The 15,480-nt window shown below is 70.5% G+C and carries 17 protein-coding genes; 8 read left to right on the forward strand and 9 right to left on the reverse strand.

Going from position 1 to position 15,480, the window contains the following annotated elements:
• Nucleotides 1-246 precede the first annotated feature (246 nt).
• Nucleotides 247-1,344 (forward strand): hypothetical protein, encoded by a 1,098-nt coding sequence (locus tag ROT00_RS03930; protein ID WP_404772475.1) that lies wholly within the window; start codon nt 247-249, stop codon nt 1,342-1,344.
• Between the two features lie 53 nt (nt 1,345-1,397).
• Here the strand turns inward: ROT00_RS03930 and ROT00_RS03935 are convergent, their stop codons facing one another.
• Nucleotides 1,398-1,820, reverse strand: coding sequence for a GIY-YIG nuclease family protein (locus ROT00_RS03935; RefSeq protein WP_404772477.1), 423 nt, complete (start codon nt 1,818-1,820; stop codon nt 1,398-1,400).
• A gap of 411 nt (nt 1,821-2,231) precedes the next feature.
• Nucleotides 2,232-2,579: a hypothetical protein gene (locus ROT00_RS03940; protein WP_404772478.1), complete on the reverse strand. Its 348-nt coding sequence runs from the start codon at nt 2,577-2,579 to the stop codon at nt 2,232-2,234.
• Between the two features lie 300 nt (nt 2,580-2,879).
• Here ROT00_RS03940 and ROT00_RS03945 point away from each other — a divergent pair, with 300 nt between their 5' ends.
• Genes ROT00_RS03945 through ROT00_RS03965 form a run of 5 tightly spaced genes read left to right on the forward strand, consistent with a single transcriptional unit; the run spans nt 2,880 to nt 5,159 of the window.
• Nucleotides 2,880-3,176, forward strand: a complete 297-nt coding sequence (locus tag ROT00_RS03945) for a hypothetical protein (protein ID WP_404772480.1) — start codon at nt 2,880-2,882, stop codon at nt 3,174-3,176.
• A complete protein-coding gene (locus ROT00_RS03950) occupies nt 3,173-3,451 on the forward strand; it encodes a hypothetical protein (RefSeq protein WP_404772482.1) in 279 nt (92 codons plus the stop codon). Before ROT00_RS03945 ends, ROT00_RS03950 begins: the two co-directional genes overlap by 4 nt.
• A complete protein-coding gene (locus tag ROT00_RS03955; protein WP_404772483.1) occupies nt 3,448-3,819 on the forward strand; it encodes a hypothetical protein in 372 nt (123 codons plus the stop codon). The genes ROT00_RS03950 and ROT00_RS03955 overlap by 4 nt, the downstream gene beginning before the upstream one ends.
• A 58-nt stretch (nt 3,820-3,877) precedes the next feature.
• A complete protein-coding gene (locus ROT00_RS03960; protein WP_404772485.1) occupies nt 3,878-4,552 on the forward strand; it encodes a TetR/AcrR family transcriptional regulator in 675 nt (224 codons plus the stop codon).
• A 10-nt stretch (nt 4,553-4,562) separates the two neighbouring features.
• Nucleotides 4,563-5,159, forward strand: a complete 597-nt coding sequence (locus tag ROT00_RS03965; RefSeq protein ID WP_404772487.1) for a TetR/AcrR family transcriptional regulator — start codon at nt 4,563-4,565, stop codon at nt 5,157-5,159.
• A gap of 16 nt (nt 5,160-5,175) precedes the next feature.
• Here ROT00_RS03965 and ROT00_RS03970 read toward each other — a convergent pair whose 3' ends face one another.
• The 4 genes from ROT00_RS03970 to ROT00_RS03985 all read right to left on the reverse strand — a co-directional run bounded on the left by ROT00_RS03970 (nt 5,176) and on the right by ROT00_RS03985 (nt 9,725).
• Nucleotides 5,176-6,987, reverse strand: a complete 1,812-nt coding sequence (locus ROT00_RS03970) for an amidohydrolase (protein ID WP_404772489.1) — start codon at nt 6,985-6,987, stop codon at nt 5,176-5,178.
• A 50-nt stretch (nt 6,988-7,037) separates the two neighbouring features.
• A complete protein-coding gene (locus ROT00_RS03975; protein ID WP_404772491.1) occupies nt 7,038-8,438 on the reverse strand; it encodes an APC family permease in 1,401 nt (466 codons plus the stop codon).
• Between the two features lie 212 nt (nt 8,439-8,650).
• The gene (locus tag ROT00_RS03980; protein WP_404772492.1) at nt 8,651-9,037 is read right to left on the reverse strand and encodes a hypothetical protein; all 387 of its coding nucleotides are present in this window, start codon (nt 9,035-9,037) and stop codon (nt 8,651-8,653) included.
• A 10-nt stretch (nt 9,038-9,047) separates the two neighbouring features.
• Entirely contained in the window at nt 9,048-9,725 is a 678-nt protein-coding gene (locus ROT00_RS03985; RefSeq protein ID WP_404772493.1) for a DUF2510 domain-containing protein, read from the reverse strand.
• 135 nt (nt 9,726-9,860) lie between these two features.
• Here ROT00_RS03985 and ROT00_RS03990 point away from each other — a divergent pair, with 135 nt between their 5' ends.
• The gene (locus tag ROT00_RS03990; protein WP_404772495.1) at nt 9,861-11,306 is read left to right on the forward strand and encodes an MFS transporter; all 1,446 of its coding nucleotides are present in this window, start codon (nt 9,861-9,863) and stop codon (nt 11,304-11,306) included.
• Here the strand turns inward: ROT00_RS03990 and ROT00_RS03995 are convergent.
• Nucleotides 11,290-13,779, reverse strand: coding sequence for an HAD-IC family P-type ATPase (locus tag ROT00_RS03995; RefSeq protein WP_404772961.1), 2,490 nt, complete (start codon nt 13,777-13,779; stop codon nt 11,290-11,292). The genes ROT00_RS03990 and ROT00_RS03995 overlap by 17 nt on opposite strands.
• A 150-nt stretch (nt 13,780-13,929) precedes the next feature.
• Between ROT00_RS03995 and ROT00_RS04000 the strand changes: the two genes are divergently transcribed.
• A complete protein-coding gene (locus ROT00_RS04000) occupies nt 13,930-14,169 on the forward strand; it encodes a hypothetical protein (protein WP_404772497.1) in 240 nt (79 codons plus the stop codon).
• A gap of 112 nt (nt 14,170-14,281) precedes the next feature.
• On the opposite strand, the gene ROT00_RS04005 is transcribed toward ROT00_RS04000, so the two are convergent.
• Entirely contained in the window at nt 14,282-14,491 is a 210-nt protein-coding gene (locus ROT00_RS04005; RefSeq protein WP_404772499.1) for a hypothetical protein, read from the reverse strand.
• 98 nt (nt 14,492-14,589) lie between these two features.
• Nucleotides 14,590-15,474 carry a KPN_02809 family neutral zinc metallopeptidase gene (gene ypfJ, locus ROT00_RS04010; RefSeq protein WP_404772501.1) on the reverse strand — a complete coding sequence of 295 codons (885 nt, stop codon included), beginning with the start codon at nt 15,472-15,474 and terminating at the stop codon, nt 14,590-14,592.
• Nucleotides 15,475-15,480: the final 6 nt, after the last annotated feature.

Below are 15,480 nucleotides of genomic sequence, written 5' to 3' on the forward strand. Positions count from 1 at the left end.
CGCGACGTTAGTGTATGCGACGTGATGGTTCGACACGCGTTGCGGTGCCCTGGATGCGAAGAAGTGCTGTTTGTCCGAGTCCCGGCAGATTCCACCACGGGCACTCGCTTCTACTTTCCCTGCCCCTATTGCGAGCTGCCGATTCGTGGCCGTGCTCGTGAGGTCGACGGCAGTTCATTCGAAGTGACATTCGACGCCGAGGAAGTCCAGTGGGACGTCGCCCCTACCGACTCAAGGGTCGTGACAGTGAACCCGTTCGCACCTGGCGACTTCGCGGCCGATTCGCTTGTCGCCCTCGGAGGCTCGAGCATCTTCACCCTCTACGATCTGCTCGGCGACCGAGTAATGGACTTCTTGTCCGACCGCGGGACTGCGGATCATGCGGCCGACGAGCTGTGGCCACCGGTCCGCCGGCTTTACGAGTACTACCTCTCGGAGGGCTGGACCGGATTCGATCGAACAATCACCAGGTCATTCTCGGACTGGAACTTGCCTCGTGGAACCACGTTGCCAGAAAGGATAGTTCAAGCCCATCAGCCAGCACTCGCATTGACGTCGGCGCTCGTAACACCTGGACAACCCGTGACCCAATTTCACGAGCGCTTCATGCGCAAACATGTGGCTGCGGCAACGCGCCCAACCTACTTATCGCTTCTAGAGAGCGACGAAGCGGCCGGAAAGATCAGGGCGCTTCAGAGATCGGTGTTCGATGTGATCGAGCTCTTCGTAAATAGGAGGGAGGCGTGGCTTATTGGCGCACTTCCACGATTCATCGATCCGCAGCGACTGCCGGACCTGGAACGATTGACGCTCGCGCGTGACGAGTTCAGTGAAACACGCGATCTGTTCCAGCAAGCTTTCGAAGTCATATCCAAGACCCTCGTCTACCCGATCGCGGCACAGAACACAATCAAGCGTGGGCATCCCGGAGACTTTGGTAAGGCGCATCCCACACTCGTGCCAGTTAGGTCCAGACCGACCTCTCTCGCCAAGTATCAGCAGCTCGCCAATGCATACAAGATCGCCTATGCGGCCGAAGTTCCTGGGTGGGAAGGCTTCACGAGCATCCTCGACAATCGCGTCCGGAACACGATCGGTCACGCGTCAGTTCGCCACGACCTCCGCTCGGGGCGAGTGGTCTCGGGTTCCGACGCTACAAGCGTCGACTACATGACCTTCCTGCGCGGCGTCTACGATCTATTCGATGCTCTGGCCGCGACCTTGCAGGTATTGCGGTCGGTACGCATCACTGCCACGAGACGTCCGACCTCCGGACCGGCAACGGCATCAGGTACTGCCACAGGTGCTGGTAACGAGCCGCCGGACATTCAACCATCCCCCTGAGGTGGCCCTACCCTCGGGGCGCGGCCGTCGACTGCGATCTCGGCAACGCCGCGCTACGCAACATTGATTGGCGGATGCCACTCCGAAAGCAGTCTCGCTTCGAGTGACGCGGCCTCTTCTTTCGAACCGGTAGTCAGCCACGCGAGATCACAGGATCGGATCCAGGCTGTAACGACCGCGACCTGCACGTCGGTCATGACCGTTGGACGCCGACGCGTCTGCTCTCTCGTCAGCCCGAGCTCTCGCACGGCGACCCAAGAACGCAGCGTGCTCCGGCTAAGGTCTAGAGATGTCCGGAGGTGCGTACTGATACGCGATCTCAGGTTCGAGGCCTTCCCGAGATAGACGCACTCGTCGTCCCTGAACCATGCGTAGACGCCCGGACGATCGGGGATGTCTGACCGCCGAATCGAGCCCGCGATCATGCGAGGTTGAGCAAGCACGACTTTCCACTCCGATGTGGTGAGATTGGCCATTTCGTTAGCGTAACGACGAGGTCGACATCGCGTACTTTCGCACCGCGGTGAACACGCAGGCAACCGCCGCCTGCCTCGAAGACAGGCACGCCAGCGGTCGATCAGCTCGAAGGCGAAAACATCGATCCCGGGTAGCCTGAATCCCAGGTCTGATGTTCAATTGCGCTCCGATCTTGTGCCATTAATGTGCCATCAAATGCGCGAAAACCATCTGAAACCAACTGGGACCGTTTCGAAGAATCCCTGATCAGAGCGATATCGCAACCAAAAGAACTGAGCGAAAACCGCCCAGGCTCACTGAAAATCGAAAGGTCACCGGATCGATGCCGGTCGGAGCCACAGCGAAACCCCCGCAAGATCGGGGGGCTCCTTGTTGCCACGTGCCGGTTCGCGCCGCCTGCGAGTAGCTCCCTATCCTCCCGACTGCCACGGCTCCGACGATCCCCACCGCGCGAAGTACGCCTCAATCGCGCTCGGTGAGTCATGATCGACGGCCAGCCACTCCGAAGCCGCCTTGCGGCCGATCCCGTCCGTCAGCTCTTCGGACAAGGGGCCCTGCGGGTCATCGGTGAGATCGCTGATCTCCATCCACACGGAGTACGCGGCGCCTCCGTGCTCGCAGTCGATGTACTCGTCGCTGAACTGACCAGCACCATCCACCACGATGTCGTACGTGCGCCGGCCTCCCCGGTTGAGGACCGCTTCGGCCACGGCACTCATCGCCGCGCGGAACCGCGCCTCCAGCTCCTCGCTGCTCATCGTGCAATCACCCGCTCCGGCACTCGCCGTCCAGCGGCGCTGGTCTGACGATAGCGTCGGCCAGGCTCGCCGCAGGTGCATCGGTGCGCCGACGCGCTTCGCTCCAGTCATGAGCGACGGCGGAGAGCGGGCAGCCGATCCGTTCCGTGCTCAGCTCGACGCCGATCCCGAGAAGTGGGAGGCGGCATTCTGGGGCCGGCTTCGCGATCAGGCGCCCGAGCTATACGCCCGATTCGACAGCAGAATGACCTAGCTTCCCTCCGGGTACCATCGGGCGGCCCGGCCCCATACGATCAGCAGGTGGACGGACTCGCGAACGGCTTAAAGCGCCTCGATGCTGCGCAGACGACGGATCAGCTCATCAGCGCCCTGTGGGATCTGCGCGACTCCGCCTACGACGAGCCCGAGCGCTGGAGCACGTTCACCGCCGAGGACCTGCTGCAGCGTCTGACCTCGGAGCTGGACGACGACGCCGTCGAACCTGCAGTCGAGATTCCGGTGCCCGCGCTTGGACAAGCCCTGGCGCGGGCGCTCGACCCTCGACCGCGCGACCAGCGCTCAGGTGACCAGGAACGCCGCATGAAGGAGCAGCGATGAAGATCGGCCTCGCAGCGATGGGCATCGGTGCCGGAGTCCTCGCGACACTCGGGGTCGTGCTCGTTCTGCTCCCGGCGCCGAGTGCGTCGTTCGGGTGGTTCGCCTATCAGCGCATCGCCGATTTCGGCTTCGTCGGCGGCTGGCCGCCGGTGGCACCCGAGCGCATCTGGGGCATCGTGCTGCTCGCGCTCGCGCTGGCCCTCGGCGCATTCACCACCGGGTGGGCGTTGGGCAGCGCCCGCGCCCGCAAGCGCGAACGGAGCGCCCGAGCATGACCACGATCCCGACGACCACCTGGGCCCCGCCGAGCAATCGCCCGGCGGCCACCGCCAAGAAGCTCGTTCCGTGGACCATCGCGGTCGCAGCCCTGTTCTGGCTCGTGCCGATCGCGCTCACGTTCGCCCCGTCGCCGACCCTGCAGACGATCGGGCTGATCGTCGTCTGGATCGGGTTCCTCCCCTACCTGGGCCTCACCGTGACCACCATCGTGTTCGCCGTGAAGGGACTCGCCGACGCCGGCCGACTCGGCGGCCTCGGTCGCTCGGAGGCCCGGTTCGCGCTCGTCGCAACCATCGTCATGTTCGCCACAGCGCCGATCGTCGCCATCGTCGTCGGGGCCCTCGTGTCGCTGCTGTTCGCCTGAACGAGCGGGGATCCCTCCCGGCATCCGCCGTCCGCGCCGCGCGCCTAGAATCGGACTCGTGCCCCACGCCCAGCAGCCCGCGGAGCCTCAGCTGCCCGCAAAGGCGCCGAAGCCCTCGAGATCGGGGGCGACGCGCGCGGCGATCCTCGGGGCGGCGACCGAGCTGCTGAGCGAGCACGGCGTGCGGGGCGTGACGGTAGAGGCCGTCGCCGAGGCCGCCGACGTCTCGCTCGGGCTCCTCTACTACCACTTCGAGAACCGGCAAGACCTGATCCGCGCGGCGCTCGCGGAGGCGCTGCAGAACTACGCGTACCGCCGCCCGCCGCAGGACCTGCCGCCGGCCGAGCGCCTACGCACGGCGCTCAGCCAGCACATCGGCGTCGAGGCCGAGGCGGCGCGCCAGGACCGCGTCTACGCGGAGGCGATGCGGGCGGCGGCCTTCGATCCCGCCATCCGCCCCGCCCTGACCGAGACCCTCACCGGCTGGAACGGCGGGATGACCCGGCTGGTCGCCGCGGCGGTGCCGCAGCTCGCCGCGCCGGACTCCGCGGCCCAGTCCGCGGAGCAGGCGCCGACCGCACCGGCCGCGGAGGCCGCGACGGCGCTCACCGCGCTCGTCGACGGCCTGCAGCAGCGCGTCCGCTCCTCGCTGCTCCCGCCCGAGCGGGCGCTCGAGCTGCTCGGCATCGCGACCGGCGCCGTCCTCGAGAGCGGGGCACCGGATGCCGGCTGAGCAGAAGCGCGTGAAAGCCGCGACACCCGCGAAGCCCGTCAGCAAGCGCGACCGGATCCTCGCCGCCACGGCGCAGGCGATCGGCGAGCGCGGCCTCGACGCCTTCGTGGTGAAGGATGTCGCCGCGATCGCGGGCGTCACGACGCAGCTGACCTACTACCACTTCCCGAACCGGCAGGCCCTGATCCGCGGCGTCTTCCAGTACGCCGCCGAGCGCGCGCCCTCGGTGAACCTGCTGAGCCTCGACCGGGAGGCGAGCGGCTACGAGGCGCTGCGCAGCGCGCTGCACGCCGAGTTCGACGACTCCCCCGAGGTGCGCGACCTGAACCTCATCTGGAACGAGGTCACCGCGCTGCCGATCGAGGACCCCGAGCTCGCCGAGGCGGTGCTGCGGGCCACTGAGCGCTGGAACGAGCAGCTCACCATCGGCATCCTGCGCGGCCTCGCCGACGGCTCGATCGCGACGGCCGCGGCGCCGCAGGCCGTCGCGGAGATCCTCACGGCGACGGTCGAGGGGCTGAGCCAGCGCTGGCTCGCCGGGCTCGTCTCCCCGGACGACGCCCGCCGGACCCTCGACGTGGTGCTGTCGACGATCCGGCGGGCGTGAGGCGGTTCAGAACCGCTCAGAGCTTGCCGTAGACGGCCTTCCCGCCGAGCAGGGTGAGCTCCACCTTGGTGTCGACGATCTCGTCGACCGGCACCTCGGTGAGGTTGCGGTCGAGCACGATGAGGTCCGCGAACTTGCCGACCTCGATCGATCCGCTGGTGGCGTCGCCGTGCATGATCCGCGCCGGGTTGATCGTCATGGCGCGGATGGCCTCCTCGATCGTGAGCCCGCGGTCCTCGCCGAGCTTGCCGGGGAAGCGGTCGCCGCCCTCGGGGTTCTCGCGCGTCATCGAGATCTGCAGCGAGGCGAACGGGTTCAGCGGGTCGACCGGCCAGTCGCTGCCGTTCGCGACCTGCGCGCCGGCGTCGGCGAGGCTGCCGATCGGCTCGGTGCGCGCGAAGCGCTCCGGCCCGAGGGTGTCCTGGGCGGCGTCGATCGAGTCGAACGCCGGCTTCGCCCACTGCAGGCCCATGGCGGGCAGCACGTCGAGCTCCGCGAACCGCGCGAGGTCGTCGGGGTGCACCGACTCGGCGTGCGCGATCGCGAGCGGGGTGTCCGAGTCGGACTGGGCGCGCGCGATCTCGAAGGCGTCGAGGGCGGTGCGCACCGCGCGGTCGCCGATCGCGTGCGGCTCGGGCGTGATGTCCTCGTCGAGGAGCAGGGCGACGATCGCGCCCATCTGCTCGGCGGTGTACTCCGGCTCGGGTCCGGCGTTCGTACCGGGCCGCCAGTCGGGGGCCTCCTCGGTGCCGAAGTTCTCGTAGTACGGCTCGAGGAAGGACGCGGTCAGGGCGGGCGCCTGCAGCACCCCGTCGAGGCCGAACTCGGCGACGTTGTTCACGGCGATGCCGGGCTCCTCGGCCGAGGCATCCGTCGCCCACTGCTCGCGGAACGCGACCACCTCGTCGACCGCCGCGCGCGGGTCGGTCTTGCCGAGCTCCGCCGAGATGTTCGGCGCGAGGAACACGCGCGTGGTGAGCTCGCCGCGCTCGCGCAGCTCGGTCATCGCGGAGGCGACGTCCTCGCCCGAGAGCTGGTCCATGTAGGCGGTGACGCCGACGGCGGACAGCGCGGACATGGCGGCGGATGCCGAGGCGACGCTCTCGTCGAGCGTGCGCGGCGGCACGATCTTGGCGCGCGCCATGAACGCGGCGCCCTCCTCGAGGATGCCGTTGGGCACGCCGTTCGCGTCGACCTCGATGTGCGGCGGGCCGGAGTCTTCCGAGGTGATGTTCGCGGCCTCGAGCGCCTTCGTGTTGAGCAGCACCGAGTGGCCGTCGGTCGTGTAGACGAGCACGGCCCGGTCGGTGTCGAGCGCGTCGAGGACGCTCTTGTCGACCTTCACGCCCTGCGGCTGCATCGCCTGGCGGTACCAGGTCTCGACGATGAGGGGCTTGTCGGTGTCGCCCTCCTCGTCGAGGCAGCCCTGGATCTTCTCCTGGAACTGCGGGATCGTCAGCGACTCGAAGTTCAGGTTGCAGGCGGTCAGCTTGTCGCCGCCGAGGAAGGTGTGGATGTGGGCGTCCTGGATGCCCGGCATCACCATCTTGCCGCCGAGGTCGATCGTCTCGGTCCGCTCGCCGATGAACTTCCGGGCGCCGGCGTCGTCGCCGACGTAGACGATCTCGCCGTCGGTGATGGCGACGGCCTGCTGGACGCTGTCGTCGGCGTCGACGGTCCAGACGAAGCCGTTCGTCAGCACGGTGTCCGCGGCGTCCGCGTCGGACGTCGTCGTCGGCGTGCAAGCGGCGAGGGCGCCGGCGACCGCGACGGCCGCGAGGCCGATCGCGAGGAGCCGTGGTGCCTTCGAGGGGGGATGGATGCGCATGCGCGTTCCTTTCTCGGTGTGGCTGGGGTGCTGCTCGGCGGGGAGGGCCGTCAGCGGGTCGGGACGACGGGGGCCTCGTCGTGATCGGGATCGTCGGCGCGCTCCTCGCCCTCGTCCATGCCGAGCTCGGCGACCGGCCGGCGGAAGCCGCGGGTGAGCCCGAAGAGGAGCACTACGCCGATACCGGTCCAGACGGCACCGAGGAGCATCGCGTCGGCGCTCAGGTGCACCCAGAGCAGGCCCGTGCCCGCCGCGCCGAGGAGCGGCAGCACGATGAACCGCAGCACCTCGCCGAGGGTGCGCCGACGCCCCTGGCGGATCGCGTAGTGGGCGATGACGGCGAGGTTCACGAAGGTGAAGGCGATGAGCGCGCCGAAGTTGATGACCGAGGAGATGAGGTCGAGCGAGGGCGTGATCGCGAGCAGCACGACGAGGCCCGAGAGCACCGTCGTGAACACCGGGGTGCGGAAGCGGGGGCTCACGGCGCCGAACCAGCGCTTCGGCGCCAGCACGCCGTTGCGGCCCATCACGTAGAGCAGCCGGGAGACGCTCGCGTGCGAGGAGAGCCCGGAGGCCACGGCGGCGGCGAACGCGACGGCGACGAAGAGGAGCTGGAAGACCTGGCCGCCGACGAAGAGCGCGAGCTCGGGCAGCGTGTCGTCGATGTACTCGAAGCCGTCGAGGGTCGGGAAGGCGGACTGGGCGAACCAGGCGCCGGCGAAGAAGATCGCGCCGCCGATCAGCACCGTGAGCATGACGGCGCGGGGCACGGCGTTCGGGGTCTTCGCCTCTTCGGCGTACATCGTGACCGCGTCGAAGCCGATGAACGAGAAGGCGACGATCGTGGTGCCCGCGAGCACGGCCGACAGCTGCACGCCGTCGTGCCAGATGGGCTGCAGCGAGAAGAGCGTGCCGGTGCCCATGCCCTTCGAGATCTGGAGCCCCGCGAGCACGAGGAACGCGGCGATGCCGGCGAGCGCGGCGATGAGCAGCACGCCGTTCACACGGGAGGTCGCCTTCACGCTCACGACGTTCAGGCCGATGAGGAGCACGGCGACGCCGATCACCCAGACCGCGCCCGGCACCTCGGGGAAGAACTGCTCCATGTAGAGCCGGATGATCACGGCGTTCACGACGGGCAGCAGGAGGTAGTCGAGGAGCGACGCCCAGCCGACGAGGAAGCCGAGCGCGGGGTGGATCGCCTCGCGGGTGTAGGTGTACGCGGAGCCGGCGGCCGGGAACGCCCGCACCATCGCGCCGTAGCTGACGGCCGTGAACAGCAGGACGACGAGCCCGACGAGGTAGGCCATCGGCACGACGCCGTCGGTCTCCTCGGTCACGATGCCGAAGGTGTCGAACACGGTCACCGGGGCCATGTAGCCGAGGCCGAGCCCGACGATGGCCCACATCCCGAGCGAGCGCTTCAGGGTCGGTGCAGTCACTGCGCACATCCTTGTGTCTTCGAGACGCGGGTCGCCTCATCGCGGATGCCGGGGCGGGCGCCGCCGGCGTGAACGACTGCGAGCCTAGGAGAAGTTCTTGAAAGTCACAACATGATTTCCTAGTGACGTTTTCAAACCGTTACCGGCGTGAGCCCACGGCAACGCGAACGCCCCCGCATCCGGGCGGATGCGGGGGCGTTCGAAGCTGCGGGGCGGGCCGCCTAGCCCGCCGTGGGGAGGGTGCGCAGCGCCACGGCCTGACTGACGGCGAAGAGCGCGACGTCGACCGCGACCGCGAGGACCGCGAGCACGACGAGCACCGTCGCCGCGGCGAGCGAGACGGCGGCCACGGCGAGCGCGGCAGCCAGGTTCGCGAGCATCACGAAGCGCAGCGCCCGCCGGAGCGGGAGCCGTGCGAGCATCCATGCCACGATGCCCGCCCAGAGCACGACCGCGACGCCGATCGCCACGACGAGCACGACGGGCAGGCCGACCGCGGGCGCGATCGGCACGGCCCAGAGCGCCACCCCGGCGCCGAGCACGGCGCAGTACGCGGCATCCAGCCGGAGGCTCCACCGCCCGACGGCCCCGCCGTCGATCGCGCGCATGTCCGGCGCCTCAGTAGCTCGTCATGGGCATGGACCGCACGAACTCGAAGATCTGCGTCATGAGCCAGGCGGTCCAGATCATGGCGACGACGAAGCTCGCCACATTCACAGCGATGACAGCCCACATCGGCGCCATTCCGCGGCCGCCGGCCTCGCGGCGGACGAACACGCTGCGACCGATGACGTAGACGAGCGCGGAGAGGAACGTCCACGCCCAGTGGAAGCGGCGCACGTAGCCGAGCTTGGCGAGCGCGGCGTAGTCGAGGTAGGAGAACCAGACCGACAGGCCGTAGACGATCCAGCCGAGGATCATCAGCGTGAGGTACCAGGGATCGAAGAAGATCGCCGTGCTCGCGGCATAGGGGCTCGCCACGGAGGCTTCGAGGTAGCCGCGCACATCCCAGAAGAACAGCATCACCAGCGGGATGATCGGCAGGAAGACGACGAGCCAGACCCAGACGGTGCTGGTCGGCGTGCCGTCCGGCACGCGATGGACGGGAACCCCGTACCCCTGGTAGGGCGCGGGGCTCGGCGCGCCGGGCACCGCTGGCGCAGCGGACGCGGCTGGCGCTGCCGCCGGCGCCAGGTGCTCGGTCCAGCCGATCCCGTCCCACCATCGCTGTCCGCCGCCGCCGGCGGGGTCCGGGTACCACCCGGGGGCGATCTGCTGGCCGTGCGCGTCCGTCATCGAGGCTCCTGTCTCTCTCCGGCCATGCTAACGACGTCGCACGGCTTGACGCGGGTGCGACGCTCCGCTATATCTATACCCCCTAGGGGTATTAACTCTCGATGCCCCGATCCTCATCCGAAACGGAGCAGCACCATGTCACCCAGCAGCAGATCCGGCGGCCGCCGCGGCCTCGGCCTCGCACTCATCGCCGCGGCCCAGTTCGTCGTCATCATGGACACCTCGATCATCGGCGTCGCCCTGCCCGACATGCAGGCCGCGCTCGGCTTCACGCCCGAGTCGCTGTCGTGGGTGTTCAACGCCTACGTCGTCGCATTCGGCGGCCTGCTCCTCCTCGGCGGCCGCCTCGCCGACGTCCTCGGCGCCCGGCGCGTGTTCATCGCCGGCTGGACGATCCTCGCGCTCGGCTCCGTCCTCGCGGGAGCGGCGCCGGACGCCGTCACCGAGATCGTCGGCCGCGCCGTCCAGGGCGGCGGCGCCGCGCTGATCGCCCCGGCCGCGCTCTCCCTGCTCATGGCGCTCTTCGGCGGCACCGCCGAGCTCCCCCGCGCCTTCGCCGTCTACGGCGCCGCGGCACCGATCGGCGGCACCGCGGGCGTGTTCCTCGGCGGGGTGCTCACCGAATACGCGAGCTGGCCCTGGGTGTTCTACGTCACGGTCCCGATCGCCGTCCTCGTGATCGCGTTCACGCCGGCCGCCCTGCCCGCCGTGCCCGGCGGCCGCGGCTCGGTCGACCTCGCCGGCGCGCTCACCGCCACCCTCGGACTCGCCACGATCGTCTACGCCGTCGTCCGCGCCCCGGAAGCCGGCTGGGGCGGGCCGGAGACGATCCTCGGGCTCGTGGCGGGCATCGTGCTGCTCGTGCTCTTCTTCGTCATCCAGTCCCGCCGTCGCACGCCGCTGCTGCGGCTCGGCATCTTCCGCGCGCCGCAGCTCGGCGGAGCGAACCTCGCCCAGCTCCTCCTCGGTGCGGCGTGGGTGCCGATGTGGTTCTTCCTGAACCTCTACCTGCAGCAGGTGCTCGGCGCCGGCGCGTTCGCCTCGGGCGCGGCGCTCCTGCCGATGACCGCGCTCATCGTCGTCGTGATGGTGGCGCTCGCGCCCAGGCTGCAGGCCCGCTTCGGCGCGAAGGCGCTCATCGCGTGGGGCTTCGTGCTGCTCGCGGCGGGACTCGGCTGGCTCGCCCTCGCCCGCCCGGACGGCGCCTACGCGCTCGACGTGCTGCCGGCGTCGCTCGTCGCCGCCTTCGGCATGGCGCTCGCCTTCGTGCCCTCCCTCGGGACGGCGATCAGCGCGGCCCGGCCGGAGGAGGCGGGCGTCGCCTCGGGGCTCGTGAACACGAGCTACCAGATCGGCTCGGCCGTCGGCCTCGCGGTCCTCACCGCGGTCGGCGCGGCGATGACGAGCGGGACGGATGCCGCAGGGCTCACGGCGGGCTACTCGGCGGCGTTCCTCGGGGCCGCGATCGTCGCGGCGGTCGGCTTCCTCGCCGCGGTGCTCTTCCTCCGCGGCCGCGCTCGTCCCGGTGCGGGGCAGTCGGCCTCGGCGGAGCCCGCGGCGGAGCTCAGCCCCGGCGCCTGAGCCGCTTCACCTCGATCTCCGAGGCCGCGCCGAACCGGCGGCGGTGCCAGAAGCCGATCGACTCGATCAGCACCCAGGCGGCCGGCACCGTCCAGGCCATCGCGACGAGCGTCTCGTGCCCCGGCATCGAGAGCTCGAGGAACTGCTGCGCGATCGGCACGACGAGCACGAGCGCGAGCCCGGCGACCATGGCGAGCACGACGCCCGCCTTGATCCAGGTGAACGGGCGCGACAGGACGCCGAGGATCCAGAGCCCGATGAGCGCGAGCGTCACCATCGACGCCGTGCGCACGGCATCCTCGGCGTCCCCCGTCGCGCGGGCGAGCCCGGAGACGACGGTGATCGCGGCGGCGACCACGAGACCGGCCGGGATCGCGAACGACAGCGAGCGGCGGAGGAAGCCCGGCACGTAGCGCCGGGAGTTCGGCAGCAGGGCGAGGAGGAAGGCGGGGATGCCGATCGTGAGCCCGTCGGTGATGGAGAGCTGGCGCGGCAGCAGCGGGAAGGCCCAGAGCAGGATGCCGAAGAGCACCGACATCGTGATCGCGTACGAGGTCTTCGAGAGGAAGAGCATCGAGACCCGCTCGATGTTCGCGATCACCCGGCGCCCCTCGGCGACGACCCCGGGCAGGTGCGAGAAGCGGTTGTCGAGGAGCACGATGCGGGCGACCGCCTTCGTCGCGGCCGAGCCCGACTCCATCGCGATGCCCATGTCGGCGTCCTTGATCGCGAGAGCGTCGTTCACGCCGTCGCCGGTCATCGCGACGGTGTGGCCGCGCTCCTTGAGCGCGTGCACCATCGCCCGCTTCTGCACGGGCGTGACCCGGCCGAACACGCGGTGCTCGTCGAGCACCCGGCCGAGCTCGGCCGGGTCGCTCGGCAGCTCCCGGGCGTCGAAGCCCTCCCCCGCGTCGAGCCCCACCTCGCGGGCGACCGCGGCGACGGTGAGAGGGCTGTCGCCCGAGATCACCCGGACGGCGACGCCCTCCTTCGCGAAGTAGCGGAGCGTGGATGCCGCGTCGTCGCGCACGACCTCGCGGAAGGTGAGCAGGGCGACCGGGCGGAGCCCGCCCGGCAGCGCCGCCCGTTCGACGAGGTCCGGGTCGAGGGGCTCCGGCGAGTGCGCGAGCAGCAGCGTGCGCCGGCCGCTCGCGGCGAGCTCGCGACCGCGCTGCAGCGCGTCGCCCGCTGCGGCGCCGGACGCGCCGTCGTCGGCGAGCACGAACTCGGGCGCGCCGAACACCCACGTGCCCGAGACGCCGTCGGCGAAGGTGACCGCGCTCCACTTGCGCCCGGAGGAGAACTCGATCCGCTCGGCGGGCGCGAGTCCGGCGTCGTCGGGGAACCGCTCGACGAGGCAGCGCGCGGTGGCGTTCGCCTCGGGCTCCGCGCCGTGCCAGGCGAGCACCCGCTCCCAGCCGGTCGGACGGTCGTCGCCGAGCTCGTGCACGCCGTCGAAGCGGATGTCGCCGGTCGTGATCGTGCCGGTCTTGTCGAGGCAGATGAGGTCGACCCGGGCGAGCCCCTCGACGGCGGGCAGCTCCTGCACGAGCACCTTGTGCGAGCCGAGCTTCACGGCGCCGACGGCGAAGGCGATGCTCGTCATGAGCACGAGCCCGAGCGGGATCATCGCGATCACCGCCGCGACCGAGGCGGTCGCGGCATCCCGCCAGGCGCCGCTCTCGATCGCGTGCTGCCAGCCGCCCGCGGCCTGCATGTTCGCGTTCACGACGACGATCATGATCGGGAAGATCGCCCAGGTGATCCACTTCAGGATGCGGTCGACGGAGCCGCGCAGCTCGGAGGCCACGAGCGAGAAGCGCTTCGCCTCGGCGGTGAGCGTCGCGGCGAACGCCCGGTCGCCGACGGCGGTGACGACGGCCGCGCCCTGCCCGGCGACGACGATCGAGCCGGAGAGCACGCGATCTCCCGGCAGCTTGTCGACGGGGTCCGACTCGCCGGTGAGCAGGGACTCGTCGACCTCGAGCCGGAGGCCGTCGAGCACGACGCCGTCGGCGGTGACCTGATCGCCGGCGCGCAGCACGAGGAGGTCGCCGAGCACGACCCCGGTCACCGCGAGCTCCTGCTCCGCGCCGTCGCGGACGACCCGCGCCCGCGGGGCGTGCAGCAGGGCGAGCCGGTCGAGCGCGCGCTTGGCCCGGTACTCCTGGGTGACGCCGATCGCCGCGTTCGCGATCGCCGCGAAGCCGAACAGCGCGTCCTGCCATCGGCCGAGCGCGAACAGCAGGGCGAAGCCGCCGACGACGATGCCGTTGAACAGGGTGAAGACGTTGGCGCGGAGGATGCTCCAGAGGCTCCGGCTCGAGGCATCCGTCGCGATGTTCGCGAGCCCCGCCGCGGCGCGCCGCGCGGCCTCGGCCTCGCTCAGGCCGACTGCGGGATCCGTGGGCTCGAGCTCGGCCCGACGGGCGGCCTCGGCCGCGATCGCGCCCGGCGTGCCGGCCAGCAGCATCCCGTCGTCCACGGCACCCCCGATCCCCCCGGTCGGCGCACCCCCGGCCGACGGGGTCGAGTCTGGCACAGCGCCGCCGCCGGACGCGAGCGCGCTCGCGCGCGTGTCAAGGCCCTGGGGCGCGGCGGCCCGCGGTGCGACGATCGGGCCATGGATGCCGGAGCAGAACACACGAGGTCCGAGCCCGTCGAGGACGGCCACGACGAGGCCGAGCGCGGGCGGAAGCTCGAGGGCGTGATCGAGCAGGTGCGCGCCGACGCGCTGCTCGGCAACGTCGACGACGTGCGACGGATGGTCGCGGAGCGGCTCGAGCAGGCGGGGCTGCCCGCCGCGGAGCACGACGTGGACGCGGTGGTCACCGCGGTGGGCGACGCGCCGTCGGGCGGCTGAACACGGGGCTCGCCGCGCACCGCGGATTGTGTAACAATGTGCCCGGGTGGCGGGACGGCGCGGCCGGGACACCGTCCCGTCCCGCCACCCGATCAGTCGAGCGGGCGCGCCGCTACCGCGCGGACTGCGCCGCGGGCTCGGCGAGGCCCTCGGACTCGAGCGGGCCGACGAGCTCCTCGGCCGTGAGTGCCGGAGCGCCGATCGGCGCCCCGTACCAGTGGTCGGCCGCCCGCGTGCAGGTGCACAGGCAGGCGATGACCTCCTCGGAATTCATGGCCCGGAAGAACTCCCGGTGCGGCACCGGTGGCGTGCGTCGTCGCATGTCCCATCCCATCGCTCACGCGGACGACCCGTCGGCCGTCACTGAAGAGACGGCGACGGGCGGCGATCATGACGCGGATCGCGGAACGAGTTTCGGGCTCAGAGCGACCCGGTGGCGACGTCGAAGGTGTTGCAGGCGCCCGCGCCGCCGTCGAAGCCGGTCTCGAACCAGCGGATCCGCTGCTCGCTGGTGCCGTGCGTGAAGGTGTGCGGCATGACCTGGCCCTGCATCGACTGCTGGATGTGGTCGTCGCCGACGGCCGCGGCGGCGTCGAGCGCCGAGCGGTACTCGGCGGGCGTGATCGGCTTCAGGAAGGCGACGCCCTGCTCGTCGGTGGTGCTGGATGCCGCGGCGGCCCACGCGCCGGCGAAGCAGTCGGCCTGCAGCTCGACGCGCACCGCGTTCGAGCCGGGTCCCGTCTGCCCGTCGCGGGTCGAGTCGAGCACCCCGGCGAGATTCTGCACGTGGTGGCCCCACTCGTGGGCGATGACGTACATCTCGGCGAGCGGACCGCCCTCGGCGCCGAAGCGCGTACGCAGCTCGTCGTAGAAGGAGACGTCGAGGTAGATGGTCTCGTCGGGCGGGCAGTAGAAGGGGCCCGTCGCCGAGGAGGCCTGCCCGCACGCGGTCGAGACCGCCTGGTCGAACATCACGAGGTCGTTCGGGGCGCGGTAGGCGACGCCGATCCCCGGCGCCTCGGCCTCCCAGTAGGTCTCGAGCGACGCGGCGGCGCCCTTCATCCGGCACTCGACCCGTTCGTTCGCGTCCTGGCCGGTGAGGCACGTCTCCAGCCCGGACTCCTCGACGACCTCCTGCTGCTGACCGGTGCCGCCCGCGAGCCCCGTGAGGTCGACGCCGAGTAGCTGCGAGACGAGGAAGAGCACGATGAGCACACCGCCGCCGCCCGCGACCGCGATGCCGGTGGTCCGGCCCCGCTTCGAGGCCTTGCCGCGGCTGATGTCGGCGTTCGGGTCGAAGGTCATGGTGCG

Source organism: Agromyces mediolanus, assembly GCF_044917495.1.
GTDB lineage: Bacteria > Actinomycetota > Actinomycetes > Actinomycetales > Microbacteriaceae > Agromyces > Agromyces mediolanus_B.

What these genes read in the sequence shown, in the direction of transcription:
- ROT00_RS03935 (WP_404772477.1), bottom strand. Translation starts at nt 1,820, where the DNA reads ATGGCCAATCTCACCACATCGGAGTGGAAAGTCGTGCTTGCTCAACCT.
- ROT00_RS03940 (WP_404772478.1), bottom strand. Translation starts at nt 2,579, where the DNA reads ATGAGCAGCGAGGAGCTGGAGGCGCGGTTCCGCGCGGCGATGAGTGCC.
- ROT00_RS03950 (WP_404772482.1), top strand. Translation starts at nt 3,173, where the DNA reads ATGAAGATCGGCCTCGCAGCGATGGGCATCGGTGCCGGAGTCCTCGCG.
- ROT00_RS03955 (WP_404772483.1), top strand. Translation starts at nt 3,448, where the DNA reads ATGACCACGATCCCGACGACCACCTGGGCCCCGCCGAGCAATCGCCCG.
- ROT00_RS03970 (WP_404772489.1), bottom strand. Translation starts at nt 6,987, where the DNA reads ATGCGCATCCATCCCCCCTCGAAGGCACCACGGCTCCTCGCGATCGGC.
- ROT00_RS03975 (WP_404772491.1), bottom strand. Translation starts at nt 8,438, where the DNA reads ATGTGCGCAGTGACTGCACCGACCCTGAAGCGCTCGCTCGGGATGTGG.
- ROT00_RS03980 (WP_404772492.1), bottom strand. Translation starts at nt 9,037, where the DNA reads ATGCGCGCGATCGACGGCGGGGCCGTCGGGCGGTGGAGCCTCCGGCTG.
- ROT00_RS03985 (WP_404772493.1), bottom strand. Translation starts at nt 9,725, where the DNA reads ATGACGGACGCGCACGGCCAGCAGATCGCCCCCGGGTGGTACCCGGAC.
- ROT00_RS03990 (WP_404772495.1), top strand. Translation starts at nt 9,861, where the DNA reads ATGTCACCCAGCAGCAGATCCGGCGGCCGCCGCGGCCTCGGCCTCGCA.
- ROT00_RS03995 (WP_404772961.1), bottom strand. Translation starts at nt 13,779, where the DNA reads ATGCTGCTGGCCGGCACGCCGGGCGCGATCGCGGCCGAGGCCGCCCGT.
- ROT00_RS04000 (WP_404772497.1), top strand. Translation starts at nt 13,930, where the DNA reads ATGGATGCCGGAGCAGAACACACGAGGTCCGAGCCCGTCGAGGACGGC.
- ROT00_RS04005 (WP_404772499.1), bottom strand. Translation starts at nt 14,491, where the DNA reads ATGCGACGACGCACGCCACCGGTGCCGCACCGGGAGTTCTTCCGGGCC.
- ypfJ (WP_404772501.1), bottom strand. Translation starts at nt 15,474, where the DNA reads ATGACCTTCGACCCGAACGCCGACATCAGCCGCGGCAAGGCCTCGAAG.